This window comes from Brachybacterium zhongshanense, assembly GCF_055385755.1.
Map to the genome: position 1 here is coordinate 556,663 of NZ_AP043790.1, position 24,485 is coordinate 581,147.

A 24,485-nucleotide genomic window follows, 5' to 3' on the forward strand; every position below is an offset into this window, starting at 1 on the left:
AGAGCCAGTTTAGGCCGGGCATCTCACCGATTCCTCCGCCACGGAACGGGCGAACCGTATTCTGGGAACATGCAGATGGAGCCTCGGATGTCGACGACGCGGCGACGCTCCTGGCCCTGTTGCCCAGCACAAAGCATTTCTACGACCTCGGGGCGGTATTGCCGAGCTGAGACATGCTCCAGGCCGATCTGCCCTCTCAGGAACGGCTGAGAACGGCCGCCTCGATCCTCGTCGGTTCGGGCCTCGGAGAGGTAGACACCGTATGGCGGCTGCGTCTCACTGCCGCAGGGGAGGTGGCGCTGTCGACGGTCAGCTGCGGGAGCACAGGGGATGCGAGAGCGCCCCTCGATGCTCGGCAGGGGCCTGCGCGCTCGCGAGCTGAGCCCCGTAGCGCTAAGCCTTCCTGAGGGCGCGTATGTTTCGGCCTTCGACTCCTACACGGATCGGGCGAAGCGTCGTGCCGCACGTCCGGTACGAAGCCGGTGGTGGTGGCCCGCCATGACCGGCAGGCGGTGACGCACCGCCGGATGCCTGAGCGGCAAGTCGCTCCGTCCGATCTGGCTCTGGGCGATGCTCCGCAGACCTGGCGGACTGTGCGTCGCGCCGACGAGACTGCAGAAGCGCTCCCCGCGCGCCTCCCCTTGGGATGAGGCAACGTCGGCGCTGATGGTTCTCCGTGCCGGAACCCGGTGGAGTTCCGCTTCAACGTGTGAGTGGAATGCCGGTTCGGGCGCGATGGTGCCGACCGGCAGTGATGCTAGCCTGAGTCGATGCGAGCGCTGACGTGGGATGGCATCCGCAATGTACGTGATCTGGGCGGGCTGCCGACTCCGCTGGTGGCCGACGGCGTGACCTCGCGCGGGCGGGTCGCTCGTGGCCCCCGGCGTGAGCTCTTGACCGATGAGGGGTGGCGCGACGCCTCGGCGTGGGGCCTTCGGTCGATCGTCGACCTGCGGTGCGACTACGAGGTCGGAGCGAGAGAAACGGATCCGGCAGCGGTGCCACCGCGCGACGTGTCAATCGTGCTCGCGCCCACCGAGGATCAAGGGCATCCGGAGTTCCGCGAGGTCTGCCTTCCGATCCTCGACTCGCCAGAGTATTGGCAACACAATGTGCGGATACTTCCCGAACACATCCGAGTGACGCTCGAGGCCATCGCCAGTTCGGACCCTGGAGTTTTCGTTCACTGCTCGGCGGGACGTGATCGAACGGGGATGATCTCGGCGCTCCTGCTCGCCAATGCCGGGGTGCGGGCGGCCGACATTGTGGCTGACTACGCGGAATCCGTCCGCGTCATGGCCGGAACGGCCGCTCACGGCGGGCCGACCCACGATCGACAGGCTTCATGGTCGCAGGAACAGGCCACGACGTGGCTGTCGGAGGTGACGCCGCATGTGGAGGCGTTCATCGCAGAACCCGACTCGATCATGGACGCCGTCGGTGTGGGTGGCGAGACGAGGGATGCACTCCAGAACCTCTTGACGACGTGATAGATACGCCGCGGGTCACGCACGAGTTCAGGCCGTGCGTGTAACGCCTATCGGTAACGCAACCCGGTGGAGTTCCGGTTCAACGTGTGAGCCGCGGCCGGTTGTTGAGCGAGCGAGCTCTCGCCGTTCGTTGAGCGACCGAGTTCGCCCCGTTCGTTGAGCGAGCGAAGCGAAGACGAAACGCCAACCGGAGCCTGCGGGATTCGATCTGAGTGGAGCTTCGACGGTTCGTCGACAGCGGCATGAGGATCAACGATCAGTGGAGGATCTGCTTCGTGCGGATACACTCTGGACCGGGGGAGATAGAGATCGTTGACTACCACTGACAAGATCGAGCCGATCCATCCCGGTGGGGTCCTGATGGAGGACTTCATCGAGGGCTTCGGGATCACGCAGCACAAGCTGGCCGTGTCCATCGGAGTGCCGCCGCGGCGGATCAACGAGAGCGTGCACCGCAAGCGTGGCATCACGGCAGACACGGCGCTTCGCCTTGCGAAGTACTTCGGCACCTCGGCGGAGTTCTGGATCAGCCTGCAGAGCCACTACGAGCTCGACCGCGCGGAGGATCTCGCGGGTGAGCAGATCGCGGCGATCTCCCGCCGCTGAGGGTCGCGTGACCGTCGGGCCGGACGTGGTGCTTCGCCGACTTCGAGCATCGGATGCGATGGCCGTCCTGACGGCGTTCACCTCAGCTCCCGATATGTCTCGCCAAGGAGACGTGGGGACCCTGGAGGATGCCCAGCGCTACGTCGCGCATCTTTGTGATACGGCCACGGCGCACGGGGCCTGGGGCATCGCTCGTGATGACGTGCTGCAGGGGCTGGTGTGCGTGACCGTCGACGAGGGGAATCGCAGCGGTTGGTTCTGGTACTGGATGACGAACTCCTCGCGGGGCCGTGGATGGACGAGTCGCGCTGCGGCGACCGTGGCGGACTGGGCGCTATCGGAGCGCGGTCTCGAGCGACTCGAGCTCGGACATCGCGTGAACAATCCGGTATCCGGTCGAGTGGCGAGGGCCGCCGGATTCCTCAAGGAAGGGACAGAGCGCGGGAAGTTCCTCGTGGACAGCCCGAGGGGCGATGTCGACACATACGGCCGACTGCGATCGGATCCGTCGCCGCCGTTCGCCTCCATCCCCATGGTTGACGTCGGATGACCGCAGATGGCCTTCCGTGCCGGAACTCGGTGGAGTTCCGATTTAAAGTATAGCGTTATTGACGCTCCGCGTTATACATTGGTCTCGTGATCAGATTGTTCGGCAACAAGGACACCGAGCGTCTGTGGCGTCGTGAGCGCGTGCGGTCCATCGATCCCAGGATCCATCGGGTTGCTCTGCGCAAGCTGCGTCAGGTGGGGTCGGCGGAAGTGCTCAACGACCTTCGCGTCCCGCCGGGCAGCCGGCTCGAAGCACCGAAGGGTGATCGGGTCGGGCAGTACAGCATCAGGATCAACGACCAGTGGCGAATCTGCTTCGTGTGGACGGATGCTGGGCCAGAGGAGGTGGAGATCGTTGACTATCACTGACAGGATCGAGCCGATCCACCCTGGAGAGGTCCTCATGGAGGACTTTATCGAGGGGTTCGGGATCACTCAGAACAAGCTCGCCGTGTCGATCGGGGTGCCGCCGCGTCGGATCAATGAGATCGTGCACGGCAAGCGGGGGATCACCGCGGACACCGCGTTGCGGCTGGCGAAGTACTTCGGCACGTCGGCTGAGTTCTGGATCAACCTGCAAAGCCACTACGAGCTGGATCGCGCAGAGGATGCTGCAGGGGATCAGATCGCGTCGATCACGCCGCTCCAGGTCGCGTGATGTCTGGAGGGATGGACGCCGAGGAGGTCGTCCGCGTCGTCGACTGGCTCGACGAGCGCTCTGTCGTGTACCAGGTGAACGGCGGCTGGGCTGTCGATGCCTTGGTCGGATCCCAGTCCAGAACGCACGGAGACCTGGACCTCTTCGTCGACGCTGGGCAAGTCGACACCCTCATCGAGTGGCTGTCCGGTCGCGGGTACGAGGTCGTCGAGGATTGGCGACCGATTCGTGTGGAGCTGCGATCGGGCGATCGGGCTGTCGACATCCACCCGATGACGCTGGACGCAGCCGGTGACGGTGTGCAGAGGGGGTTCGGGGACGAGACCTTCGCCCATCGTGCGCGCGATCGTGCTGAGGGGATGATTCGTGGTCGCCCAGTGGTCGTAGCGACTCCGGCGAGGCTCGTGGAGTTGAGGTCGGGATATGAGCTCCGGCCTGAGGACCATCACGATCTCGAGTTGCTCCGGGGGCTGGGTGACGGCAGAGGATGAGCGACGTCGACGCGTCTCGACCGAAGATGGTTCTCCGTGCCGGAACTCGGTGGAATTCCGCTTCAACGTCTGACGTGTTCCGGTCGTTGAGCCGGCCGCAGGCGAGACGAAACGTACCTATGCTGGCCTCATGATTGACGAGTGGCGACGCGTGTACAGAGAGTCGACGATGGTGGGCTGGGACTTCTCGACCCTCGACGGGCAGCTTAGCGCCGACGAACCGTGGTGGGACTTCGAACAGGATTGCTTCTCCGCCATTGCTTCTGCACGGCGGATTGCGGACCTTGGGACCGGTGGCGGTGAGAGGCTGCTGGACCTGCTGGGCTCGGACGACATCACGGGCAAGAGCATCATCGCCACTGAGGGTTGGGAACCGAACGTCGCGGTAGCGCACCGCGCTCTTGCCTCGCGGGGCATCGCAGTTGTCAGGTACGACTCTGAGCAGGACACGCGGATGCCGTTTGCCGACAGCAGCTTCGATCTCGTGATGTCCCGCCATGAGTCGATTGATCCGCAGGAGATTGCACGGGTGCTGGCTCCCGGGGGTCGATTGTTGACGCAACAGGTTGACGGGCATGATGCGGAGGAAGTCCACGAATGGTTCGGTCAGCCGTTTGAGTATCCGCATGTGACTTCGCGTCGCTTCGTCGATGACATTGAGACGGCGGGCCTGAATGTTGACGTCGTGGACGATTGGCATGGAACGATGGAGTTCGAGAGCGTGACGGCGCTGGTCACGTATCTTGCCTTGACTCCTTGGGATGCGCCGAACTTCTCCGTATCTGAGCACGAGGCCCAGCTGTTGGCGCTGGACGAAGATCGCCCGATCAAGGTGACTCAGCGGCGTTTCCGCGTGTACGCGACGAAGCCGTAGGCCGATGAAGCTGAGGGTTGGGCCGCACACCGTCAACGCTCAAGCAGCGCGGCGGGGACTGAGGCAGATCGGATCGAGACGATCCACCCGGGAGAGATCCTGATGGAGGACTTCATCGAGGGTTTCGGGATCACGCAAAACAAGCTTGCGGTGTCGATCGGTGTGCCCCCGCGCCGGATCAATGAGATCGTGCACGGCAAGCGCGGGATCAGTGAGGACACAGCTATCCGGCTCGCGCGCTACTTCGGCACGTCCGAGCAGTTTTGGATGAACTTACAGTCGAACCATGAGCTGCGGCTCGAGCGTCGAGCGCTGTGCGACATGGTCGCGGCGATCACGCCACTGCACTTGACGTGATGGACCGCATAGTGCTGCGCCCCGACGGCGTCTGGATCGCGGTCACCGACCTCGGTGGCGATGGCCCCACCGTCGTACTGTTGCACGGCCTCGCGGGGAGTTCACGCGAACTGTTGCCCACGGCGCATGCGCTACCGGGCTATCGTGTGCTGCTCGTAGACCAGCGGGGGCACGGCGCGAGCACGCGGCTTCCCGATGATCTGTCGCGCGATGCCTTCGTCGGAGACGTCGTCGCAGTGATTGAGGAACTCGTCCCTGGGCGGCGGGCGACGCTTGTCGGGCAGTCGATGGGAGCCCACACCGCGTTCCTTGTCGCGGCGGCGAGGCCAGACCTGGTCGAGGGGCTCGTGATGCTGGAAGGGCACGTGGCGGGCAACGGCGATCCGGGAGAGGCTGCCGGACTCGGCAGCTACTTCGAGTCCTGGCCGGTGCCGTTCGAAGACGAAGCTGCCGCGCGCGGGTTCCTCGGTGATGACGCGATCGTCAATGCCTGGGTGGCCGACCTTCTTCAGACCGATGATGGCCTGGTGCCGCGCTTCGATGCCTCGGTCATGCAGCGCACGATCGAGGCCGTCCATGAGCCGCGCTGGCAGGAGTGGGAGGCTCTGCAGGTTCCGACGCTCGCAGTCTTCGCAAAGCATGGGATGTTCAGCGATGCCGACAAGGACGAACTGATCCGGCGCAGACCCGAGACGGAGAGAGTAGATCTGGCCGACGGCAGCCATGACGCCCACCTCGACGCCTTCGACGAGTGGACCGATGTGCTCCATCACTGGCTGTCCCGCGATCAGACCGGGCCGTTGCGACCCAGCGGCCGCTGAGGTTGGTCCGTGCCGGAACTTGGTGGAGTTCCGATTTAACGTCTAGCGTTAATGACGGTGCGCGTTATATACTGATGGCGTGATCAGATCGTTCGGCAGCAAGGACACCGAGCGCATCTGGCATGAGCAGTACGTCAAGCGCGTTGACCGGACGGTGCAGAGGGCGACCCTGCGGAAGCTCGAGCTGATCCATGCGGCGAAGGATGTCGAGGACCTCAGGGTCCCGCCAGGTAACCGCCTGGAGCGTCTTGTCGGTGACCGACGCGGCTAGCACAGCATCCGCGTGAATGCGCAATGGCGTCTCTGCTTCGTCTGGAGAAACGGAGGTGCAGAAGATGTCGAACTCGTCGACTACCACTGAGGCCGACCTGATCGAGCCGATCCATCCGGGGGAGATCCTCCTGGAGGACTTCATCGAGGGCTTCGGGATCACGCAGAACAAGCTCGCCGTGTCCATCGGGGTGCCCCCGCGGCGGATCAACGAGATCGTGCACGGCAAGCGCGGGATCACCGCTGATACGGCGATCCGGCTGGCGCGCTACTTCGGCACATCCGAGGAGTTCTGGATGAACCTGCAGTCCCACTACGAGCTTCGGCTCGAGCGCCGAGCCCTGAGGGACAAGGTCGCCGCTATTACTCCACTGCGGGTCGCGTGACCGGCCGCCTCGTCGTCGTCTCCGGTCTACCCGGAGTCGGCAAGACGAGCATTGCCGAGATTGTCGCCGCGCGCACGAGGTCGGTCCACCTGTCCATCGACGCGATCGAGGAGTCGATCCTCGCCTGCGGTCTGCCGTCAGGGTGGCAGGTTGGTGTCGCGGCGTACGAGGCGGCGCGAGCGATGGCGGAGCAGAATCTGCGACTCGGCCACGATGTCGTAGTCGATGCTGTCAACGACAGTGAAGAGGCTCGCCAGACCTGGCGGACTGCAGCCCTGCGAACAGGCGCGCATGTCGAGTTCGTGCACCTCGTGACCTCCGACGTACAGGAACATGAACGGCGGCTCAGCAGCAGGGATCGCGGTCTCGTCCACGTCGGCGAGCCGACCTGGGCGGAAGTGCAGCGCCGTCGAGCTGACTACGCCGCGTGGTCCGATGAGTTCTTGGAGTTCGACACGACGGCGCGGACTGCGAACGAGGTTGCAGACGCACTCATCGCGCGCCTCGGCGCGGGATGAGGGCACGTCATCGCTGATGGTTCTCCGTGCCGGAACGTGGTCGAGTTCAGGTTTAACGTCTGAGCACTCGACGGACCGCATCCAGGGTGGTCTCGGGCGAATCGTTGAAGCAGAGCGGTGTGCCCGGTTGGAGAGCGATGATCGTGTTGACAACCCGCTCAAAGACCGGGGTGTAGTCGTGGGAGGCTCGAAGTCCCGACCCGATTTCGATCACGTCGTAACGCTGATCCGTCAGGGCCTCGCGCACCGCGCGCTCAGCACCCGTGGGGTCGTTGGGCACCAGACACGGGATCACGGCAAAGCCCTCACGACGCAAGTCCGTTTCGGCTGCGACGATGCGTGAATTCAGCGTGTCCGCGCTCTGACCCGGCCACGCGGAGAAGTCGACGACTGTAGGGTCGATTCCGACTTGGAGAACGCGCTGCGAGTCCATGCCCTCAACATACCCACTGGTGTCGGCATCGGACTGGTGATGCGCAATCCGCTCATGCCTATCCGTAACGTAATGCGGTGGAGTTCCGCTTCAACGTGTGATGCTCCGGTGCCATCGACGCAGGCGCGACCAGCCCCAAGCTGTTCGGCTCCGTCGCGCGGCACCGCGTACTCGGGGTCGGACATCGACATTCTCGTCGAGATGGATCCTGCGGACGGGAACCTGCTGATGCGGGCCTCCGGTCTGATGGAGGAGACGTGAGCACTGTTCGGTCGCGACGATATCGACGTGTTCCCTGTCCAGCTTCTCAAGCGCCCGGTCTCGGACTCGGCTCTCGCGGATGCGGTCGCCCTGTGAGGCGCGACCCTGCTCAGCGGATCACTGACGTTCTGGCAGCGATCGAGCGCTGTGAGCGGTATGTCGCTGCTCTCGGCGGGGCTCCGACTGGGTCGCCGGAGTGTCCGGCACTCCAGATGGCTGTACGTACCGGAACTCGGCGTTCTGCTCTCAGGACGCCCAGTCATGGAGCACGATCTTGCCGAGAGTTCTGCCGCCCTCGATGAGCGCATGCGCCTCTCGGAGCGTTTCAGGCGTGATCGGTGAGAGTGAGCGGGTGACCGTGCTCCGTAGTCGCCCTGTGTCGACGAGGTCGGCAATCGCGTTGAGCAGGCGGTGCTGCTCGATCATGTCGGCGGTGCGCTGGACGGGGCGGGTGAACATGAGCTCCCAGTGCCACGAGATGCTCTTGGCCTTCAGCGGCGACACGTCTCGGGGCCCGTCATCGATGGCGGTGATCTGGCCGAACGGCCGCACGATGTCCGCGTACGTCGGGATCTGCTCGTCCGAGTGCGCGGTGAAGAGCCAGTCGACTCCCTGTGGCGCGATCTCCTGCACCTGCGAGGCGAGATCGAGGCGGTGGTCGATCGTGTGCTCCGCGCCGAGCTCGGTGACCCATGCTGCGCGCTCCGCATCCGACGCGGTCGCGATCACCGAGACACCGGGCAGCAGTGCCTCGGCGAGCTGGGCCACGGCGGAGCCGACTCCGCCGGTGGCTCCGACGACGAGCAGGGTGCCCTTGTTCTCCTGGGTCAGGCGGAACCTGTCGAACAGCGTCTCCCACGCGGTGATCGAGGTGAGCGGAAGTGCAGCAGCTTCGGCGAACGACAGTGACGCCGGCTTGCGTCCGACGATGCGCTCATCGACGGCGTGGAAGCGTTGGTTGGTTCCGGGGCGGTCGATCGACCCGGCGTAGAAGACCTCGTCACCGGGGGAGAAGAGCGTCACCTCGCTGCCGACCGCGACGACGACGCCCGCGGCGTCGAAACCGAGAACGCGGAACCCTTCGGAGGGTGCGCCGGTCCGGAGCTTGACGTCGACCGGGTTCACCGAGACTGCGCGCACCTCGACGATCAGATCATGAGGAGCCGGATCCGGCATGTCGACGTGACGAGAGAGGATGCTGGCGGGATCGGAAGCGGGAAGGTTCTGCTCGTATCCGAGAGCGAAGTTGGTGTCCATACCGCGATAGTTCCCCATGGACCCTAGTTACCCGCAAGGGACGCTGGTTCCTATCGGGTACTGTTGGAGCCATGGCGACGACGACAGACTCCTGCGATCGTAACGACGTGTACGCCGCGATGTGCCCGTGCCGGGACATGCTCGACCTGCTGGCGAGCAAGTGGAGTGCACTCGTGATCGGTGCGCTCGAGGATGGGCCCCGAAGGTTCGGACAGCTCCGGCTGAGATTGGAGGGCGTCAGCCCGAAGGTCCTGTCCCAGACGTTGAAACGCCTGGAGGATCGCGAGCTGATCACCCGCACGGCCTACGCCGAAGTGCCCGTCCGCGTCGAGTACGAGCTGACGGAGCTGGGTGCTGGCGCTGCGGTGCCGTTGAAGCATCTTCGCGACTGGGTGGAGAGCAACGCCGCCTGACTGTCTCCGTCGGTCCCGCCCGCATGGCCTGTGGTGTCACTCGGCGCTCGGATGCGCAGCGTTGGCTGCAGGGTGCGTGGTCGCGGCGCATCGCCGACGAGCGTCGGCTGGTCCACCACGTTGTGGACCATGACCTCGTCATCCTGCAGGCCCGATACCACTATTGACCGGATCGCCCGTCGGGGTCCCGATATCGGTCTGGCTCTCAGAGGTTGGTCTGTCACGGAAGTCGGTCGAGTTCCGGTTTTCGAACTAAACCTTAGAGGGTGAAGCGTCCGGTGGAGGCTCGTGCTGCCGCCGTCGAGAGATTATGCGATCGTCGGTTTAGTTTGGGGCACCGGTCGACGGCGGTGCCGTATCGTGACAACGTGGTGCGCTACGAAAAATCGATGACCGGCTCGCAGAGCTCGCGACTGATAATCATTCGGGGAAACTCAGGAAGCGGAAAGTCGCTCCTTGCCTAATCGATCAGGGCGGCGCGGCCGCGTGGAGTCGCGTTGCTGGGGCAGGATACGTTGCGTCGGGAGATCCTTCACGTTCGGGATCGTCCCCGAGCCCTCAGCGTGGCTTACATTGACATGTCGGCTCGCTTTGCGCTCGACAACGGCCTGGATGTCGTCGTTGAGGGGATTCTTCACTCGGAGATATACGGCGACATGCTCACCCAACTCCAGAAGGATCATCGCGGTGTTACGCGCACGTTCGTTTACGAGCTCGGGTTGGAGGAAACTCTGCGAAGGCATCGCACGAAAACGCTCGCAGATGAAGTGTCGGAGGAACAGGTCTCATCTTGGTATCGCGAGTCCGACAGGATTCCCGAACTGGGTGAGATTGTGTTTGACGCTGAAGCCAGCGCGAACGATGCGCTTGCTCAGGTGCTTACCGAGGTCGGGTGGGGCGAAGCGGAATGACGATCGAGAACATGAGTAGACGTTTGGTCAAGAAGGCAGTTGGGTACGTCGTCCACCAAGGGAAGCTGCTCGTGTTCACCCATGACGATTTCCCGATGGAGATCACCGGTGTGCAAGTGCCCGCTGGATCGATTGTCGAGGGTGAGTCGCCTGCGGATGCCGTCGTGCGCGAGGTAGGCGAGGAGACCGGCCTCACGGCCAGGATCGTCCGTTCGCTCGGCGTCGAAACGTACGACATGTGGCCTGCCAAGCCTGAGGTCCACGAACGACACTTCTTCCAACTCGAGCTAGTAGATCCGAGTGTTCCCGACCGCTGGAAGTGCGGCGAACAGGACCCTTCCGACGGAGGCGAACCCGTTAGCTGGACGTGCTGGTGGATGGCGCTGACGGATGCTCACGTACTCTGCGCAGGCTTTGGCGCGCGCCTCGGAAGCATCGAAACGGATGGTGATCTCTAAGGTTGGTACGTGCCGGAATGCGGTGTAATTCCGGTTTAACCTCGATCTTTCATGGTGTCGGTGAGCGGGTGTGGTCGGCGTCGTTGCCGGTGTTCGCAGGGGGATTCTGGCATGAGGGTGTGACGGAGTGCCGCGTGTCGTCGCGGTGGCCGGGCTTCCAGCGGGCCGGGTCCTTGAGGTCGTGGGCAGTCGGGGGTCCTGAGGGCCTATCCAGCAGGGACGGGCAGAGCGCAGAGACGAGCGTGGCCAGCCTTGACGATCCCGGCCCAGGCTGAGCGGTCCGAGAGGTGCACGGTTCGAGCGCGGGCATGGCGGGCGAAGGTCGCCGGGACCTGGAACAAGCGGTCGCGGAGACGTTTGGGCTCCCACCTCCTGGCAGGCGCTTCGGGGTGGGCGAGCAGCCCCATCCAGGCGGTGAGTTCGCTGGCCAGAGCGACGATCTGGCACCAGATCCGGTTCTGCGCGAACGATGCAAGGGGCAGGTTCGCAAGTCCCATGTCCTTGGCGAGGCGGATCCGGTCCTCGCAGCGTGCCCGGCGGCGGTGGCGTACCTCGAGATCGGCCAGCTGCCCACGGGCGGTGTTGGTCGCGAAGGCGGTCAGCCGATACCCGTTCACGTCTTCGAACCTCAGCTGTGCTCCCGGATGGGGACGCTCGCGGCGGACGATGACCCGCATCCCTTTGGGCCACTGCGCGAGGTCCAAGAGACTGGTCAGCTCCGCGACGTCCGCACCTTCTCGCGGGGTCCCGTCGGGGTCATAGGCAGGCTCCCAGACGTGCTCGGGGATGATCCGGTAGAGCTCCGGGGTGTTGGTGGGCAGGGTGTATCCCACCGAGTAGGACACCCGGCGTTTGACCAGCTCGTCGAGGGTCTTCTTCGTCGATCCGGCACCATCGATCCTGATCAGCACCTTCTTCCCCGGCCGTGGACCAACCCCAGTCTGGTCGAGAGCATCACCGATCACCGTGGCGTGGTCAGCGGCGGTGTTCGAACCGGCGTTGCCCGGACGCAGCAGGCAGGCGAGCATCTCGCCCCCACCAGCACTGCCGTGGTCGGCGAAGGCCAGCAGCGGATGGAACCCGAAGCCCTTCTTGAACGTGGGCCTGGCCTTCTCCTTCTCGCTGTGGGCCGTCACCAGCGTCGCATCGAGATCGATGACCAGCGGATCCGCCGCGGTCGCCCCATGGCCTGGTGCGTGGTCTCCGGCGAGGTCCCACGCCCTTCTCCGCGCGGCTCGGCGTGCCAAGGCGATCGCTCGCTCAGCCTGATCCACGTCTGCGGCCAGGGCTGTCAGCATGCGGGAGATCGTCGGGTCCGAGGCCACCGGGCCATACACCGCCGGCTCGGCCCGCAGGGAGGAGACATCGGCCAAGCACTCGCCTCCGAGGGCGAGCATCAGTGCGAGGTCGAGGAGGATCTTGCCGGGGTCATGGCTGGCCAGAGGCCGCCGCCATGGTGCCAGAGCCCTTACGAGCTGCTGGTCCAGACCGGTGGCGCGCACCGTCTCGGTCAGCAGCACCCCGCCCGCTTTGCCCACCGCGGGCACCTCGGCGACATCAACCTGCACGCGCGGATACAACCCGGTAGTCTTCACCCTGAAGGTGCTCCTTCGACCTCGGCGAACTGGACTCTAGACAAGCCCCATTCTCCCAGGTCAGGAGCACCTTTCTACGTCCTCATCCACCCCTCGGACACCTCACCGATGAAAGCCCGAGGTTAACGCCTAGCCTCGATGTTTCATCGGGATGGCGCGTGGGGGCTTCCGGCGTCGTTGCCGGTGCTCGGTCGCTGATTCTGGCATGAGGGTGTGACGGCTTGTCGCAGTGTCCGTTGCGGGCGGCCCGGGTTCCACTCCTGGGAAGGCGATGTTGCTGGTCGTAGGGACGGATGGGCCTGCCGGGTCAGGTCTGGGCGACGGCAGTGCGGAGCCGGTTGACGCCGGTGAGCACGGTCCGGGCCTCCGGGGCGTGTTCGGCCAGGTGCAGAACCATGCTTCTGGAGCGGCGGGCGAGGGTCGCAGGGACCTCGAACAACCGGGCACGGAGCCTCTTGGGCTCCCATCGTCTCGCATCAGTACTGGTCAGGGCGATGGTCTGCATCCACGCGACCAGGTCAGCGGCGAGCTGGATGGTCTGGCACCAGACCTGATTCTGCGCGAACCCTTGGAACGGGAACCGCAGCAGCCCCATGTCTTTCGCATTGCGGATCCGGTCCTCGCAGCGAGCGCGGCGGCGGTGGCGGAGCTCGAGCGCGGGCAGCTGACCGCGGGCTGTGTTGGTCGCGAACGCCGTGATCCGCATCCCCTCGTGATCGGTGATCCGCAGCTGCGCCCCCGGATGCGGACGCTCTTTGCGCACGATCACCCGCATCCCCTCAGGCCAGCTCGTGAGGTCCAGCAGTCCGGTCAGCTCCGCCACGAACGCCCCGTCCCGGATCCCGTCGTCGGCGCTGTTGTAGGCCGGGGTCCACGCCCCTGCTTCGTCGAGGCGTTTCAGCAGTTCAGGAGTGTGGTCGGGCAGGGTGAACCCGACCGAGTAGGCCAGACGCCGCGCGGTCAGCCACGTCAGGAACTCCTTCGTGCCCCCGGCCCCGTCGGTGCGGATCAGGACCTTCTTCGATCCCCGACCACCCCGACCCAGCAGGCTCGTGGGGAGCTGGGCGAGCGCGTCCCGGCAGACGGCGATGTGATCGGTCGCGGTGTTCGAGCCCGCGTTGCCCGGGCGCAAGCGGATCGCGAGCGGTTCCCCCGTCCCGTCCTGGCCGTGGTCGAGGAACGCGCACAGGGGGTGGTAGCCGAAACCCTTCTTGAAGGTGGGCGTGGCCTGCTCCTTCTCGCTGTGGACGTTCACGAGGGTGGCATCGAGGTCGGTGACCAGCGGGTCCTTCACACTCGCCCGCGCCGAGGGGGACGCGGTCCCGGCCAGCTGCCAGGCCCGTGCCCGCGCGACCCGGCGTGCGTCAGCGATCGCGGAGGTCACCGCCGGGACGTCCTCGGCGAGGGTGGTGAGCATGCGGGAGATCGTCGGGGCCGAGGCGACCTTGCCGAAAAGGCACGGCTCACAGCGCAGCAGGTCCGCGTCGGAGGGATGCTCGCCACCGACGGCGAGGGTGAGCGCGAGATCCAGCAGGACCTTCGCGCCATGATGGTCGGCCAGCGGCTTCGTCCACCGATCCAATGCTCCCCGCAACGCCCCGGCGAGACCCGTCGCTGTGATCGTGTCGGTCAGCAGCACCGCCCCGGCATGCGAGACCGCGGGCACGTTCGCGATGTCCACGCGTGGGCGGGGGTAGAAGAACAAGGTAGGGTGGGACACCTGAAAGGTGCTCCTTCCAACGGACCGATACGAGCTTCAACACCCCGTATCATCCCAGGTCAGGAGCACCTTTCTTCATGTCTTCCACCGGTCGAGACCACCCACACATGAAATCTCGAGGCTAGGGTTGGAAGTAGAGAGCGTGCGGCGGAGGAGTGCCACCTCTCCCCGCCGCTTCTCGTCGGCCGACCAGCATGGATCGAGTCTCGATAGCCTTCCGCTTGGTCAACGATGCGGTTCTCGGGCCCGCGGGCGCAGGCGACGTGGGTGGGAGTCCGGCCGGGGTGGCGGCCAACATCGCGAATCCTCCACTCCCACACTTGACCCAGAGCAGCTCCCTCGACGAGGGTTCCGCGACCCGATCGGAGGGGGCGAGGGATCGAGACACGCACCACAGGCTATTGACTCACGATTGATATCTATCGATGATCGATGCATGAACATCGACCTCCCTCACCCTCCCCGCATCCTCGTAATCGCAACAGAGGCGCTGGTGGGCGTCTTGTTCGCGGTCGGGTTCGGGGTGGCCGTCATGCTCCCCGTCGTCTCCACCGCTGTCGCGGCGGAGCTCCCCGAGTACGCCGATCTCCGAGTGCCGCTCCTCGTTGCCGGATTCGCGTTCTTGACTCTCGGCCTCCTGGCCCTGGGGTCGGTCGCATTACTCGTCCACCGCATCCATCGGGGGTCGATGCTGGTGAGCTCATCGCTGGTCTGGGTCGATCTACTCGCGGGCGCACTGGCGGCAAGCGCTGTCGTGGTCGTCGCGGCGTCCGCTGTGATCAGCAACGGCGAGGCTGGCAGTCCGTTCCTTCTGATCATCGAGGTGATGGCCGTGCTCGCCTTGATGGCCATCGCAGGGGTCACGCTCGTGCTGCGCTCGCTCCTGCGCAGCGCCATCGACATGCGCGCCGAGCTGGAAGAGGTCGTGTGATGACGATTCGCATCACCATCGATCGCATGCTGGTGGAGCGGGGGATGAGCGTCGGCGAGTTCGCCGATGCCATCGGCATCACCCCGGCGAACGTCGCCGTCCTGAAGAACGGACGCGCCAAGGCCGTCCGCCTCTCGACCCTCGACGCGATCTGTCGTGTCCTCGAGTGCCAACCCGGCGACCTCCTCCACCACGAGAATCGAGAAGACGAGCCTGAGCAGTACAGATAGGTTTGACGACATGACCCACGAGTTCGACCTTCCCGCTTTCGCCGTGCAGTTCCAGAAGTTCCTCGACACGATGAGCGACCTCGCCGAGCAGCCGGATCGGGACGTCTTCGAGTCCGAGCTCGGCACGCATCTGGGAGTCAGCCCGCGCTCGCTCGACCCGGTGCGCCAGGAGTTCCCTCGGTGGAGATGGATCGACGTCGACGCCGCTCTGGACGCACTCTCGGCGACGCAGACCCTTCGCGGCGTCGTCCCGGCCGGCGACCCCGACGGCCTCTCCGAGGTGCTGTCGAACCGGTACAGCAACTACGCCTGGGGATCGGTCGAGCGCACGGCTCTGCCCTCCGGGCCGGGCCAGGTCACCCACGTGGCGACCAACGCCATCAGACAGCTGGAGATCGACGGCCAGCCGGTGATCGCGTTCGCGACCGACTCGAGCAGCCAGGACCCGGAAGGTGCCATCGCGGTCGAGGTGCTTTCGGCCGACGCCGCCGTCTCCCGCCGTGTGCTCTCCCGTATCGACGCCCATGTCCGGGAGCAGTCAGCGCTCGGCGGGCAGGTGGTCAGCTTCGTCGCAGGGCAGTACGGCTCGGAGCAGGGCGAGATCAGGTTCCATCCCCGGCCTCAGGTCCCCCGCCGGGATGTCGTCCTGCCGGCCGGGAGCCTGGATCGCATCGAGGAATCAGTGCTCGGGGTGAGTGAGAACGCCGCCGCGCTCCGCGAAGCCGGGCAGCACCTCTCGCGAGGGGTGCTGCTGTTCGGCCCTCCCGGGACCGGCAAGACCCATACCGTGCGATACCTCCTCTCCCGCGCCGCGGACACGACGGCGATCGTGCTGAACGGGGACTCCCTCAGCCACATCAGGCAGGCAGCTGACGCTGCTCGAGATCTGGGCCGAGCCATCATCGTCCTCGAGGACGCCGACCTCGTCGCCGCCGACCGCGACTTCAGCGAGGGAGAACGCTCCGTCCTCTTCGACGTCCTGGACATCCTCGACGGGCTCGCCGACGACGCCGACATCGCCTTCGTGCTGACCACGAACCGCGTGGGAGTGCTCGAAGAAGCTCTCGCCCTGCGGCCCGGACGCATCGACCTCGCCGTGGAGATCCCGCTCCCTGATCTGGCGCTCCGCCGCCAGCTCTTCACCCGGTACGGCCACCACCTCCCCTTCACCGAGCGGGGGATCGATCAGGCGGCCGTCGCCGCCGCAGGCACCACGGGCTCCTTCGCGAAAGAGGCCGTGCGCCGCGCCGTGATGAACTCACTCGCTCTCCGCCAGGACCTCACCGACACGCACCTCATCTCAGCCGTCCATGCGCTCGTCCGCGAAGCCGGCGAGCTCCGGGACGCCATGGCACTCGACGCAGAAGACCACGAGACCAGCGACGACGACTGAAGGTACGGAGAGCGTGACACCGAGCCGGCGTGACCGACCGCCACCACTTCGCCCTCGCGCCCATCGTCATGCCCGACCTCGTCCGACCAACCCACGCCAGCAGCCTCATCGCCATTCACCCCCGGGATTTCACCGGGGTGGGGTCTCGGTCGGCGGATGAGATAGCGAAAGGTGCTCCTGAGCTGGGAAGATACGGGGTGTTCAAGCTCGTATCGGTCCGCAGGAAGGAGCACCTTTCAGGTGTCCCACCCTACCTTGTTCTTCCACCCCCGTCCGCGCGTGGACATCGCCGAGGTCCCCGCCGTCTCGCATGCCGGTGCGGTGCTGCTGACCGACACGGTCGCAGCGACCGGTCTCACCGGGGCGTTGCGGGAGGCGTTGGAGCCGTGGACGAAACCGTTGGCCGAGCACCACGCGGCGAAGGTGCTGCTGGACCTGGCGATGACTCTCGCCGTGGGCGGGGAGAACGCCCGCGATACCGATCTGCTGCGGTGCGAACCGGGACTGTTCGGGGCCGTCGCCTCGAGCCCGACGATCTCCCGCATGCTCACCACGCTGGCCGAGGACGCACCGGCCGTGATGGCTGCGATCTCCCGGGCCCGCCGCACCACGCGTGAACGCGCCTGGGCCCTCGCCGGCGAACACTCTCCAGTCGCGGGGACCAGTGCGAAGGACCCGCTGGTCATCGACCTCGACGCCACGCTGATCACCGCCCACAGCGAGAAGGAGCAGGCCGCACCCACCTTCAAGAAGGGGTTCGGCTACCACCCACTGTGCGCGTTCGTCGACCACGGCAGTGAGGGGACCGGGGAGCCCCTGGCGATCCAGCTCCGGCCCGGCAACGCCGGCTCGAACACGGCCGCTGATCACATCACCGTCACCCAGGCCGCGCTCGCCCAGCTCCCGCCGACCCTGCTGGGAGGGGGTGGTCGTGGCTCGAAGAAGATCTTGATCCGCACCGACGGAGCCGGCGGCACCAAGGACTTCCTCCAGTGGCTGACCGGGCAGCGGTTGGCCTACTCGGTCGGATACACCCTCCCCGCCAACACTCCCGAGCTGCTGACACGCCTCGATGAGGTGAAGGCGTGGACTCCCGCCTACGACTGCGACGAGGACGGGATCCGCGACGGGGCCCGGGTCGCGGAGCTGACCGGGCTGCTGGACCTGACCGACTGGCCTGCGGGGATGCGGGTGATCGTGCGGAAGGAACGCCCCCACCCCGGCGCGCGGCTACGGATCACCGACCACGACGGGATGCGCATCACCGCGTTCGCCACCAACACTCCCCGTGGACAACTGCCAGTCCTGGAGCTGCGGCACCGCCGTCGCGCGCGCTGCGAGGACCGGATCCGCAATGCCAAAGCTCCCCCGCGCGCTTCGCTCTCAAGCGGGAGGTGCCCCCTCTGGGGCTGGCGAAGTTCCCGCTGCAGGGTTTCGCGCGGAACCAGATCTGGACCCAGGTGATCCAGCTCGCCGCAGAGCTCGTCGCCTGGATGCAGACCATCGCCCTGACCAGTACTGACGCGAGACGCTGGGAGCCCAAACGCCTCCGCGCGAGACTGTTCGAGATCCCCGCAACCCTCGTCAGACGTAGCCGAGCGATGGTGCTGCACCTCGCCCAGCACACCCCCGAAGCCCGCACCGTTCTCACCGGCATCAACCGGCTCCGCACCGCCGTCGCCCAGACCTGACCAGGCGGCTCCACCAGTCCCTACGACCAGCAGCAACTTCTTCCCGGGAGTGGAACCCGGCCGCCCGCAACGGACACTGCAACGGTCCGTCACACCCTCATGGCAGAATCACGCCACGAGAACTGGCAACGACGCCGATCGCCCCCACTCACGACCCCGATGAAACATCGAGGCTAGCCTTGATGAGCGCCTCGGCGTCCTCCCTGTGGCGGTCCACACCCAGGCGACGGTTCTCGCGATCCTGGGAGATCCGCAGGTAGACGGCGGCCCGCCGAGGCTCAGCACTCATGGGGTCAGTCTACGTCAAAGGTTATTCGGCTACGGAACGTGGTTGAATTCAGGTTCAATGTCTAATACAGGCTTCTGACCCACCTACCTGCGCATCAGTCCCTGACGCCGGGCACTCCCGTAACATTGCGGGTATGAATGGGGCGCTTTCGAAGGATCGAGCGAAGGTGTCACCGGCACGGACTGGCCGACTTGACTCCACGGACCGCCGGTACGAGCCTTTCGTGCGCCTCGTCCCTGCACCAGTGCGGCGGGTGGCCTCGTCGTGGAGGTGGGATGCGCCGGACGGGGGTGGTTCGTGGGACCTGCACATCGAGCACGTGGGTGCCCCGACGGCTTCGGTCCGAATGCTGCTGGTCCATGGAGCGGGAGGGAACGCGGCGGCGATGTGGCCCTACGCTGCGCACCTGAGTCGCCTGGGCGCTCGGGTTACGGTGGTCGATCTGCCCGGTTACGGGCGAACGATCCGGGTGCGGCGTGGACGCCGCAGCGTCAGTTATGGCGACTGGCAGCAGCTGCTCGTCGATCTCGTGGGTCGCGAGCATGACGAGCGGCCACTTGTCCTCGTCGGGGCGAGCATGGGTGGTGCCCTCGCGGTCGACACCGCTGCAGTGACCGGACTGGCCAAGCGGGTCATCGCGACCTGCCTGCTCGACCCGACTCGGCCGGGCATCGCTGCCGCCATCGTGCGAGCCCCGTGGATAGCGCGGCTGGGATTGCCACTGCTGCAGTTCGCCCGGGGGCCAGCGGCGAATCCACGGATCCCGGTCCGCGTGCTGACCCCTATGTCTGCGATTTCGAACGACCCTGGCCTCAGTCATGCAGTGCTCACCGACCCGTGCGGCGGTGGTGGCGCGATGCCGGCGGGCTGGTACCGCTCGTTCCTCGAGGCAGGTCCGGCTATTCCACCCGAGCAATACCAAGGACCACCGGTCGTGCTGTTGCATCCGGCCGAGGATCGTTGGACTATGCCGAAGCACAGCCTCGACTACCTTGGTCGGCTTCGCGGCAAGACCCGGGTCGTGATGCTTCCTGGCTGCGGCCACTTCCCCCTCGAGGAGCCCGGCTTCCAGGTCCTCCTGGACGAGGTTTCGGATGAGATTGAACAGGTGCTGGATGACCAGCGGAGAGGCAGCTGAGTCGGCCATGCGCGGTGAGAGACCGTAGCCCGGCGGCCGGTCTGGCCTGGTGAGGCGTGCATGCGTTCCCAGTCGTGGCGACGTCCTGGAGTTCGAGCGCCCGCGCTATGGCGGATCGCAGGAGCTCGCGACGATCATCCCCGGGCCCTGCCGGGGCCGGGTCCGCGGGCAGTGCAGCGACCTGGTCATGCCCCGCCATGAGGCGATCGGTCCGCGCGAGATCGCTCGGGTCCTGGCCCCCGGAGACCGTCTGCTCCCCCAGCAGGTCGACGGCGCCGACGCCGAGGAGATCCACGAGTGGTTCGGCACCGATCCCCAGTACCCGGAGGTCTCCTCGGAGCGCATCGTGCGCGATCTCGAGGCCGAGCGCCTGCTCGCGCTCGACGCGGACCGTCCGATCCGTGTCACGCAGAGACGCTTCCGCACCCTCGCCTCCCGCGATGGGGTTCAATAGTCCGATGAGCACCCCTGACCCGGTCCCGCATGTCGTCGTCTGCGGTCCCGCCTCCTGGAACTACCTGATCTCCCTGGACCGCCTTCCCGAACCGGTCCCGCACATGCAGTTCGCCGAGAGCGCCTGGCACACCGTCGGCGGCACGTCGGCCGGCAAGGCGGCGCATCTCGCCGGGCTCGGCGTCCCCACGGTGCTCCATGCGCCGCTCGGCGCCGCCGAGGACGGCGAGCGGATCGCCGCGCTCCTGGCCGGCGCCGGTGTCGATCTGCGCGCGGTCCGGAGCGAGCGCACCGAGAGGCATGTGAACCTCATGGCGCGGGACGGGCGGGTCTCCCTGTACGTCGCGACTCCGTCGGCCCCGTCGGCCGACGACGTCTCCTCCGCCGCCGCGTCGGCGCTCGCGGCCGACGTCGCCGTGCTGGACCTGTCGGAGCTGGGGCTCGCCGTGCTCCGGGATCTCGAGCGCTCCCCGCGCCGCCCCAGCATCTGGACCGACCTGCACGACTACGACGGCACCGCGGCGTTCCACGAGCCCTTCCTGCGGGCCGCCGAGGTCGTGCTGATGAACGCCGATGCGACCGACGACGCCTGGGCGCTGGTCGCCTCCTGCGTCGCACGCGGTCCTCGACTCGCGGTCTGCACCCTCGGCGCGCAGGGCGCGATCGCCCTGGAAGCCGACGGGACGCGGCATGAGGTCGCTGCGGTGCCGGCCGAGGTCGTGGACACCAACGGCGCGGGCGATGCCTTCATGGCCGGTCTGCTGGCGGCGACGCTGCGCGGACAGAGCATCCCCTCCGCGCTCTCCGCCGCGGCCGCGCAGGCGCGGGTCGCGATCGAGGGCGAGCATCTGCATCCCGCGCTCCGAGCCGAGGGCTGAGCTCTCGACCCTCAGAACGTGCTGGTCACAGACATATTACGGCATATTCTGCCATTCGTGACGTATACCTCGGGGGCTGTGGGGTGCCCTCTCCGCGCACCTAGAGTGGTCTGCCGATGGTTGCAGACTCCCGGATATCGCCAGTCGCCGGGCTCGACTCCACCCTCATGCGGGTCCGCCGTCGGACCCTGGCTCAGGGCTGGATCCAGCGTCTGACCTCGACCTGGGCCCTCGGCATCGCCTTCGTGACGGCCTTCGTCATCGCTGCCGGGCCCTTCCAGCAGATCGACCTTCTCCTCGCGAAGCGCTGGCTGCGGCGGATCGAGCCCGATCTGGTGTGGTTCGCGCAGAACGTGCTGGATCGCATCGCGGGTCAGATGATCTGCCTGCCTGTCCTCGCGGCGGTCGCGATCGTGATCGCGCGGCGCCGACGGTCGTGGCGACCGATCATCCTGGCGGCATCCGCGGAGGTCGCCTTCTATCTCGGCGTCGGAGGGCTGAAGCTGCTGACCGCGCGCGGTGTCGCCTATCGTCACGACCCCGCCTTCTTCTCCGCGGGGTTCCTCGCGGAGGGGTCCAAGGGCATCAGCTTCCCCTCCGGGCATGCGGCGGAATCGATCCTCATCTACGGCATGGCCGCGTATCTCATCGCGCGGTACACCGGGGCGTCCCGGCGGGCCGTCCGATGGCTGACCGCCGCCGTCGCCCTGATCGCCGTGAACTCGGTGGTCGTGTCGTTCCTGCTCGGCTGGCATTGGGCCAGCGACCTGGTCGGGGGAGTGCTCGCCGGGGGGTTCTTCCTGCGTCTGATCACGGATCTCGACGGGCGTGCGCTGCGTCGGCAGCTGGACCGGGTGCTGGGTCGGAACGAGGCGCGCCCGTCGTCGCAGGATCAGGTCCCGGCGGTGTGCTCCGACTGCGCGCTGTCCAGGGCCTCGGCCAGCGCCACGATGATGCCCTCCGGCCCTCGCAGATAGCACAGGCGGTACGCCTGGCCGTACTGCGCGATCTCGCCGATCAGGGATGCTCCGTGGTCGCGACGCAGACGGCCGACGACCCCGTCGAGGTCCTCGACCTCGACCATGATGGAGCGCCAGCCCAGCTCCTGAGGCTCATCGCGCGGGGAGTCCGCCCCGGTCGCGGCGGGGGAGAGGAATCGGCAGATCTCGAGGCGACCCGAGCCGTCGGGTGCACGCATCATCACGATCTCGGTGCGCATCCCGTCGATGCCGGTCACCTGCTGCGCCCAGGGGCCGTCGATCGCCGCGCGGCCCTCCTCCTCGAGGCCGAGATCGGCGAAGAAGGCGACAGCCGCCTCGAGGTCCTCGACGACGAGGCCCATGTGGTCCAGCCGAGCAGCGCTCATGGCACCACGGTAGGGGCGAAGGTCAGGGTGCGCCACCGGTGCGCGGATCCTCCTCGCGCAGACGCGGTTCGACCCGTGCCTTGGGCCGGGCGCCGGCCTTATCGGCGTAGAAGGCGCGGATGCGGTCCATGTCTGCGGTGACGTCGCCGGTCAGATCGAAGGTCGGGCCGAGACCGGTGGTCATGGTGGTGCGGTCCACGTATCCCAGCGTCACGGGCATCCCGGTCTCTCGGGCGATGCGGTAGAACCCGGACTTCCAGCGCGTGTTCCCGCTGCGGGTCCCGTCCGGCGTGACGACCAGGGAGAACACCTCGCCGTCGCGGATGCGCCCGACGATGCCGGACACGACGCGACCCGGGTCCGCGCGGTCGACGGGGATCCCGCCGAGGGCGCGCATGAGCGGGCCCCTCCACCCGGAGAACAGCGTGTGCTTCCCTAGCCAGCGGATGTCGATCTGCAGACGCCAGGCGATGGCGAGCATCAGCACGAAGTCCCAGTTGGAGGTGTGGGGTGCACCGATCAGGACGGTGGGGCGCTCCGGCCGGGGCTGCGTGGCCAGACGCCAGCGGCTCAGTGTCCAGAACGCGCGGGAGAGCAGGCGTCGCAGCACAGCTCCAGCCTACGCGCCGTCGTCGGCCTATGCTCCGTCGGTCTGCGGCCGGCGTCGGCCGCGCTTGGTCTCGCTCCGCTGCTTCTTGGCGGTGAGGCGCCGGCGCTGGGATCCCCGGGTGGGCTTCGTGGGTCGTCGTGGTACCGGCGGTGCGATGGCCTCGCGCAGGAGGGCGGCGAGACGCTCGCGTGCGGCGAGCCGATTGCGCCGCTGGGCGCGGTGCTCCGCTGCGGCGACGGTCAGGACCGTCCCGGCGAGCCGCGGGCCGAGTGCGGCGATCGCCCGCGGACGCTGCACCTCGTCGAGGGCGGAGGTCGTCCCGAGGTCGAGGCTGAGCTGCACGCGCGAATCCGCCGTGTTCACGCCCTGCCCGCCGGGACCCGAGGCGTGCGAGAACTGCTCCATGAGCTCCGCCGCGGGGACGACGAGTCCCCGCGGGGCGCCGGGCCCTGCTGCGATGCGCAGATCCTCCATGGGTGCATCATCGCAGAGGGCGCGGAGCGCCTCAGCCGACGTTCTCGCCGAAGGCAGGGTAGAGCCCGTGCCCGCCGTCGTAGGCGTAGGGCCCACCGCCGTTGAAGTACCAGATGCCGTTCTCCCAGCCGCCGACCGGTGTGTCGTACGTGCCGAGGTTCGTGCCGGTCGACGTCGTGGCGGTGATGCTCACTGGGGATCGCCAGTAGATGCGACGGCTGTTGGGGAGGTAGTCGCCAGTGTTCCGGATCCAGTCGAACGGGATGGATGCGTTCAGCGCGAACCAGATGGTGCCGCCGGGCGGGAGGGTGACGTTGCTCAGCGTGAAGTACGCCTGATCCATCCGGAAGTAGACCTCGCTCCAGGCGTTGGTCCCCGTGTTCTGGGTCCAGTCGGTGACCTGGGTGACGGTCCAGCCGGAGGCGCTTCCGACCGATGCGCCGCCGGACTCGCCAAGGTCGACGGTGCTCCAGTTGCTGAAGGCGTCGACATTGTTGCCGGATATCCCCTGGTTCCATGCGCGGGGGAAGGTGAAGTCGATCCTCAGCGTGCCCGTGAACGCGCCCTCGCCGGTGTTCGTGACCGAGAAGGCGCGGCGGAAGTCCGTGTTCGGGGCGACCACGCCGTTGGTGAAGTCGCTGCCCGTCCCGTAGCGCCCTTCGGCGCCGCCGAGGGCGTCGACCTCGAGGTCGCTCTGCGGGTCGAAGGGCGGGCTCGCGGCGACTGCCGGCGCTGCGGTGGCGACGGCGACGACCGGGACTGCCCATGCGGCCGTGGCGAGGGTCGCTCGTCGGCTGACCTTGGTCTCCTGTGCGGATACGTCGCTCTGACGCGCCGAAGTGTCCACTTTCTGCCCTTTCGTGGGGTAATGAGCGGAGTCGCTCCCTGGATGGCCGAAAGTTAGCATGCGGGGCAAGCGGCGGCAATGGCCGTCTCATGAATATGGCATGGTTCGCCATCCGGT

Annotated in this window: 30 protein-coding genes and 3 pseudogenes; 24 read left to right on the top strand and 9 right to left on the bottom strand. The window is 66.7% G+C overall.

Translation table 11 applies throughout. From position 1 onward, the window contains the following. The first annotated feature begins 770 nt into the window (after window positions 1–770). The 12 genes and pseudogenes from ACZ5AJ_RS02490 (at window position 771) to ACZ5AJ_RS02545 (ending at window position 7,020) form a co-directional block, all read left to right on the top strand. Entirely contained in the window at window positions 771–1,490 is a 720-nt protein-coding gene (locus ACZ5AJ_RS02490; protein WP_464136793.1) for a tyrosine-protein phosphatase, read from the top strand. Window positions 1,491–1,802: 312 nt separating this feature from the next. Next, a pseudogene (locus tag ACZ5AJ_RS02495) lies at window positions 1,803–2,107 on the top strand (HigA family addiction module antitoxin). Window positions 2,108–2,154: 47 nt separating this feature from the next. Next, window positions 2,155–2,646, top strand: a complete 492-nt coding sequence (locus tag ACZ5AJ_RS02500; RefSeq protein WP_464136794.1) for a GNAT family N-acetyltransferase — start codon at window positions 2,155–2,157, stop codon at window positions 2,644–2,646. Between the two features lie 86 nt (window positions 2,647–2,732). Then, entirely contained in the window at window positions 2,733–3,014 is a 282-nt protein-coding gene (locus ACZ5AJ_RS02505; RefSeq protein ID WP_464136796.1) for a type II toxin-antitoxin system RelE/ParE family toxin, read from the top strand. Then, window positions 3,001–3,303 (top strand): HigA family addiction module antitoxin, encoded by a 303-nt coding sequence (locus ACZ5AJ_RS02510; RefSeq protein WP_175985843.1) that lies wholly within the window; start codon window positions 3,001–3,003, stop codon window positions 3,301–3,303. Before ACZ5AJ_RS02505 ends, ACZ5AJ_RS02510 begins: the two co-directional genes overlap by 14 nt. Before the next feature lie 11 nt (window positions 3,304–3,314). Then, on the top strand, window positions 3,315–3,794 hold the full coding sequence (locus ACZ5AJ_RS02515) for a nucleotidyltransferase domain-containing protein (RefSeq protein WP_464136798.1): 480 nt from the start codon (window positions 3,315–3,317) through the stop codon (window positions 3,792–3,794). A gap of 130 nt (window positions 3,795–3,924) precedes the next feature. Continuing rightward, entirely contained in the window at window positions 3,925–4,668 is a 744-nt protein-coding gene (locus ACZ5AJ_RS02520; RefSeq protein WP_172801974.1) for a class I SAM-dependent methyltransferase, read from the top strand. Window positions 4,669–4,770: 102 nt separating this feature from the next. Next, complete coding sequence (locus tag ACZ5AJ_RS02525; protein WP_464136800.1) at window positions 4,771–5,025, top strand: HigA family addiction module antitoxin; 255 nt, start codon at window positions 4,771–4,773, stop codon at window positions 5,023–5,025. Further along, window positions 5,025–5,846, top strand: coding sequence for an alpha/beta fold hydrolase (locus tag ACZ5AJ_RS02530; protein ID WP_464136802.1), 822 nt, complete (start codon window positions 5,025–5,027; stop codon window positions 5,844–5,846). Before ACZ5AJ_RS02525 ends, ACZ5AJ_RS02530 begins: the two co-directional genes overlap by 1 nt. A 79-nt stretch (window positions 5,847–5,925) precedes the next feature. Then, complete coding sequence (locus tag ACZ5AJ_RS02535) at window positions 5,926–6,117, top strand: type II toxin-antitoxin system RelE/ParE family toxin (protein WP_464136804.1); 192 nt, start codon at window positions 5,926–5,928, stop codon at window positions 6,115–6,117. A gap of 64 nt (window positions 6,118–6,181) precedes the next feature. Then, a complete protein-coding gene (locus ACZ5AJ_RS02540) occupies window positions 6,182–6,502 on the top strand; it encodes a HigA family addiction module antitoxin (protein ID WP_464136805.1) in 321 nt (106 codons plus the stop codon). Next, complete coding sequence (locus tag ACZ5AJ_RS02545; RefSeq protein WP_464136807.1) at window positions 6,499–7,020, top strand: P-loop nucleotide/nucleoside kinase family protein; 522 nt, start codon at window positions 6,499–6,501, stop codon at window positions 7,018–7,020. The genes ACZ5AJ_RS02540 and ACZ5AJ_RS02545 overlap by 4 nt, the downstream gene beginning before the upstream one ends. Before the next feature lie 52 nt (window positions 7,021–7,072). Here ACZ5AJ_RS02545 and ACZ5AJ_RS02550 read toward each other — a convergent pair whose 3' ends face one another. Together ACZ5AJ_RS02550 and ACZ5AJ_RS02555 are read right to left on the bottom strand one after the other, a co-directional pair. Then, on the bottom strand, window positions 7,073–7,453 hold the full coding sequence (locus ACZ5AJ_RS02550; protein ID WP_464136808.1) for a hypothetical protein: 381 nt from the start codon (window positions 7,451–7,453) through the stop codon (window positions 7,073–7,075). A gap of 507 nt (window positions 7,454–7,960) precedes the next feature. Further along, window positions 7,961–8,971, bottom strand: a complete 1,011-nt coding sequence (locus ACZ5AJ_RS02555) for a zinc-binding alcohol dehydrogenase family protein (protein ID WP_464136810.1) — start codon at window positions 8,969–8,971, stop codon at window positions 7,961–7,963. Between the two features lie 71 nt (window positions 8,972–9,042). Here ACZ5AJ_RS02555 and ACZ5AJ_RS02560 point away from each other — a divergent pair, with 71 nt between their 5' ends. From ACZ5AJ_RS02560 to ACZ5AJ_RS02575, 4 genes and pseudogenes are all read left to right on the top strand, one after another. After that, window positions 9,043–9,384: a winged helix-turn-helix transcriptional regulator gene (locus ACZ5AJ_RS02560; RefSeq protein ID WP_464136812.1), complete on the top strand. Its 342-nt coding sequence runs from the start codon at window positions 9,043–9,045 to the stop codon at window positions 9,382–9,384. 71 nt (window positions 9,385–9,455) lie between these two features. Next, a pseudogene (locus ACZ5AJ_RS02565) lies at window positions 9,456–9,551 on the top strand (type II toxin-antitoxin system YoeB family toxin); the annotation flags it as partial. Between the two features lie 396 nt (window positions 9,552–9,947). Beyond that, on the top strand, window positions 9,948–10,295 hold the full coding sequence (locus ACZ5AJ_RS02570) for a P-loop NTPase family protein (RefSeq protein ID WP_464136814.1): 348 nt from the start codon (window positions 9,948–9,950) through the stop codon (window positions 10,293–10,295). Then, entirely contained in the window at window positions 10,292–10,753 is a 462-nt protein-coding gene (locus ACZ5AJ_RS02575) for an NUDIX hydrolase (RefSeq protein WP_464136815.1), read from the top strand. The genes ACZ5AJ_RS02570 and ACZ5AJ_RS02575 overlap by 4 nt, the downstream gene beginning before the upstream one ends. Window positions 10,754–10,959: 206 nt before the next feature. Here the strand turns inward: ACZ5AJ_RS02575 and ACZ5AJ_RS02580 are convergent, their stop codons facing one another. Further along, a complete protein-coding gene (locus tag ACZ5AJ_RS02580) occupies window positions 10,960–12,348 on the bottom strand; it encodes an IS1380 family transposase (protein ID WP_464136816.1) in 1,389 nt (462 codons plus the stop codon). A gap of 307 nt (window positions 12,349–12,655) precedes the next feature. After that, a complete protein-coding gene (locus ACZ5AJ_RS02585; RefSeq protein WP_464135690.1) occupies window positions 12,656–14,068 on the bottom strand; it encodes an IS1380 family transposase in 1,413 nt (470 codons plus the stop codon). Window positions 14,069–14,504: 436 nt separating this feature from the next. Here ACZ5AJ_RS02585 and ACZ5AJ_RS02590 point away from each other — a divergent pair, with 436 nt between their 5' ends. From ACZ5AJ_RS02590 to ACZ5AJ_RS02605, 4 genes and pseudogenes are all read left to right on the top strand, one after another. Beyond that, entirely contained in the window at window positions 14,505–14,999 is a 495-nt protein-coding gene (locus ACZ5AJ_RS02590) for a DUF2975 domain-containing protein (RefSeq protein ID WP_464136818.1), read from the top strand. After that, window positions 14,999–15,229, top strand: a complete 231-nt coding sequence (locus ACZ5AJ_RS02595) for a helix-turn-helix domain-containing protein (RefSeq protein WP_464136819.1) — start codon at window positions 14,999–15,001, stop codon at window positions 15,227–15,229. The genes ACZ5AJ_RS02590 and ACZ5AJ_RS02595 overlap by 1 nt, the downstream gene beginning before the upstream one ends. Then, window positions 15,156–16,622, top strand: coding sequence for an AAA family ATPase (locus tag ACZ5AJ_RS02600; protein ID WP_464136821.1), 1,467 nt, complete (start codon window positions 15,156–15,158; stop codon window positions 16,620–16,622). The genes ACZ5AJ_RS02595 and ACZ5AJ_RS02600 overlap by 74 nt, the downstream gene beginning before the upstream one ends. A 240-nt stretch (window positions 16,623–16,862) precedes the next feature. Continuing rightward, a pseudogene (locus ACZ5AJ_RS02605) lies at window positions 16,863–18,313 on the top strand (IS1380 family transposase). Window positions 18,314–18,461: 148 nt separating this feature from the next. On the opposite strand, the gene ACZ5AJ_RS02610 reads toward ACZ5AJ_RS02605, so the two are convergent. After that, window positions 18,462–18,602, bottom strand: a complete 141-nt coding sequence (locus tag ACZ5AJ_RS02610; RefSeq protein ID WP_464136823.1) for a hypothetical protein — start codon at window positions 18,600–18,602, stop codon at window positions 18,462–18,464. A gap of 385 nt (window positions 18,603–18,987) precedes the next feature. On the opposite strand from ACZ5AJ_RS02610, the gene ACZ5AJ_RS02615 reads away from it, so the two are divergent. The 4 genes from ACZ5AJ_RS02615 (at window position 18,988) to ACZ5AJ_RS02630 (ending at window position 22,048) form a co-directional block, all read left to right on the top strand. Next, window positions 18,988–19,740 carry an alpha/beta hydrolase gene (locus ACZ5AJ_RS02615; protein ID WP_464136824.1) on the top strand — a complete coding sequence of 251 codons (753 nt, stop codon included), beginning with the start codon at window positions 18,988–18,990 and terminating at the stop codon, window positions 19,738–19,740. A gap of 187 nt (window positions 19,741–19,927) precedes the next feature. After that, window positions 19,928–20,194: a hypothetical protein gene (locus ACZ5AJ_RS02620; protein WP_464136826.1), complete on the top strand. Its 267-nt coding sequence runs from the start codon at window positions 19,928–19,930 to the stop codon at window positions 20,192–20,194. Between the two features lie 4 nt (window positions 20,195–20,198). Then, on the top strand, window positions 20,199–21,071 hold the full coding sequence (locus ACZ5AJ_RS02625; RefSeq protein ID WP_464136828.1) for a carbohydrate kinase family protein: 873 nt from the start codon (window positions 20,199–20,201) through the stop codon (window positions 21,069–21,071). 116 nt (window positions 21,072–21,187) lie between these two features. Then, window positions 21,188–22,048 (top strand): phosphatase PAP2 family protein, encoded by an 861-nt coding sequence (locus ACZ5AJ_RS02630; protein ID WP_464136830.1) that lies wholly within the window; start codon window positions 21,188–21,190, stop codon window positions 22,046–22,048. Here the strand turns inward: ACZ5AJ_RS02630 and ACZ5AJ_RS02635 are convergent. Genes ACZ5AJ_RS02635 through ACZ5AJ_RS02650 form a run of 4 tightly spaced genes read right to left on the bottom strand, consistent with a single transcriptional unit; the run spans window position 21,964 to window position 24,368 of the window. Next, complete coding sequence (locus tag ACZ5AJ_RS02635) at window positions 21,964–22,437, bottom strand: VOC family protein (RefSeq protein ID WP_464136832.1); 474 nt, start codon at window positions 22,435–22,437, stop codon at window positions 21,964–21,966. The genes ACZ5AJ_RS02630 and ACZ5AJ_RS02635 overlap by 85 nt on opposite strands. A gap of 22 nt (window positions 22,438–22,459) precedes the next feature. After that, entirely contained in the window at window positions 22,460–23,047 is a 588-nt protein-coding gene (locus ACZ5AJ_RS02640) for a 1-acyl-sn-glycerol-3-phosphate acyltransferase (RefSeq protein WP_464136834.1), read from the bottom strand. Window positions 23,048–23,074: 27 nt separating this feature from the next. Next, window positions 23,075–23,521 carry an alternative ribosome rescue aminoacyl-tRNA hydrolase ArfB gene (gene arfB, locus ACZ5AJ_RS02645; RefSeq protein WP_464136835.1) on the bottom strand — a complete coding sequence of 149 codons (447 nt, stop codon included), beginning with the start codon at window positions 23,519–23,521 and terminating at the stop codon, window positions 23,075–23,077. Between the two features lie 31 nt (window positions 23,522–23,552). Beyond that, a complete protein-coding gene (locus ACZ5AJ_RS02650; protein ID WP_464136837.1) occupies window positions 23,553–24,368 on the bottom strand; it encodes a hypothetical protein in 816 nt (271 codons plus the stop codon). Window positions 24,369–24,485 lie beyond the last annotated feature (117 nt).

Excerpts from the sequence above, each read along its gene's own strand:
- ACZ5AJ_RS02560 (WP_464136812.1), top strand. The coding sequence starts at position 9,043 with ATGGCGACGACGACAGACTCCTGCGATCGTAACGACGTGTACGCCGCG.
- ACZ5AJ_RS02635 (WP_464136832.1), bottom strand. The coding sequence starts at position 22,437 with ATGAGCGCTGCTCGGCTGGACCACATGGGCCTCGTCGTCGAGGACCTC.
- ACZ5AJ_RS02500 (WP_464136794.1), top strand. The coding sequence starts at position 2,155 with ATGGCCGTCCTGACGGCGTTCACCTCAGCTCCCGATATGTCTCGCCAA.
- ACZ5AJ_RS02520 (WP_172801974.1), top strand. The coding sequence starts at position 3,925 with ATGATTGACGAGTGGCGACGCGTGTACAGAGAGTCGACGATGGTGGGC.
- ACZ5AJ_RS02620 (WP_464136826.1), top strand. The coding sequence starts at position 19,928 with ATGCCCCGCCATGAGGCGATCGGTCCGCGCGAGATCGCTCGGGTCCTG.
- ACZ5AJ_RS02555 (WP_464136810.1), bottom strand. The coding sequence starts at position 8,971 with ATGGACACCAACTTCGCTCTCGGATACGAGCAGAACCTTCCCGCTTCC.
- ACZ5AJ_RS02615 (WP_464136824.1), top strand. The coding sequence starts at position 18,988 with ATGTGGCCCTACGCTGCGCACCTGAGTCGCCTGGGCGCTCGGGTTACG.
- ACZ5AJ_RS02525 (WP_464136800.1), top strand. The coding sequence starts at position 4,771 with ATGGAGGACTTCATCGAGGGTTTCGGGATCACGCAAAACAAGCTTGCG.
- ACZ5AJ_RS02625 (WP_464136828.1), top strand. The coding sequence starts at position 20,199 with ATGAGCACCCCTGACCCGGTCCCGCATGTCGTCGTCTGCGGTCCCGCC.
- ACZ5AJ_RS02515 (WP_464136798.1), top strand. The coding sequence starts at position 3,315 with ATGGACGCCGAGGAGGTCGTCCGCGTCGTCGACTGGCTCGACGAGCGC.
- ACZ5AJ_RS02575 (WP_464136815.1), top strand. The coding sequence starts at position 10,292 with ATGACGATCGAGAACATGAGTAGACGTTTGGTCAAGAAGGCAGTTGGG.
- ACZ5AJ_RS02550 (WP_464136808.1), bottom strand. The coding sequence starts at position 7,453 with ATGGACTCGCAGCGCGTTCTCCAAGTCGGAATCGACCCTACAGTCGTC.
- ACZ5AJ_RS02610 (WP_464136823.1), bottom strand. The coding sequence starts at position 18,602 with ATGAGTGCTGAGCCTCGGCGGGCCGCCGTCTACCTGCGGATCTCCCAG.
- ACZ5AJ_RS02490 (WP_464136793.1), top strand. The coding sequence starts at position 771 with ATGCGAGCGCTGACGTGGGATGGCATCCGCAATGTACGTGATCTGGGC.
- ACZ5AJ_RS02590 (WP_464136818.1), top strand. The coding sequence starts at position 14,505 with ATGAACATCGACCTCCCTCACCCTCCCCGCATCCTCGTAATCGCAACA.
- arfB (WP_464136835.1), bottom strand. The coding sequence starts at position 23,521 with ATGGAGGATCTGCGCATCGCAGCAGGGCCCGGCGCCCCGCGGGGACTC.
- ACZ5AJ_RS02530 (WP_464136802.1), top strand. The coding sequence starts at position 5,025 with ATGGACCGCATAGTGCTGCGCCCCGACGGCGTCTGGATCGCGGTCACC.
- ACZ5AJ_RS02540 (WP_464136805.1), top strand. The coding sequence starts at position 6,182 with ATGTCGAACTCGTCGACTACCACTGAGGCCGACCTGATCGAGCCGATC.
- ACZ5AJ_RS02630 (WP_464136830.1), top strand. The coding sequence starts at position 21,188 with ATGGTTGCAGACTCCCGGATATCGCCAGTCGCCGGGCTCGACTCCACC.
- ACZ5AJ_RS02595 (WP_464136819.1), top strand. The coding sequence starts at position 14,999 with ATGACGATTCGCATCACCATCGATCGCATGCTGGTGGAGCGGGGGATG.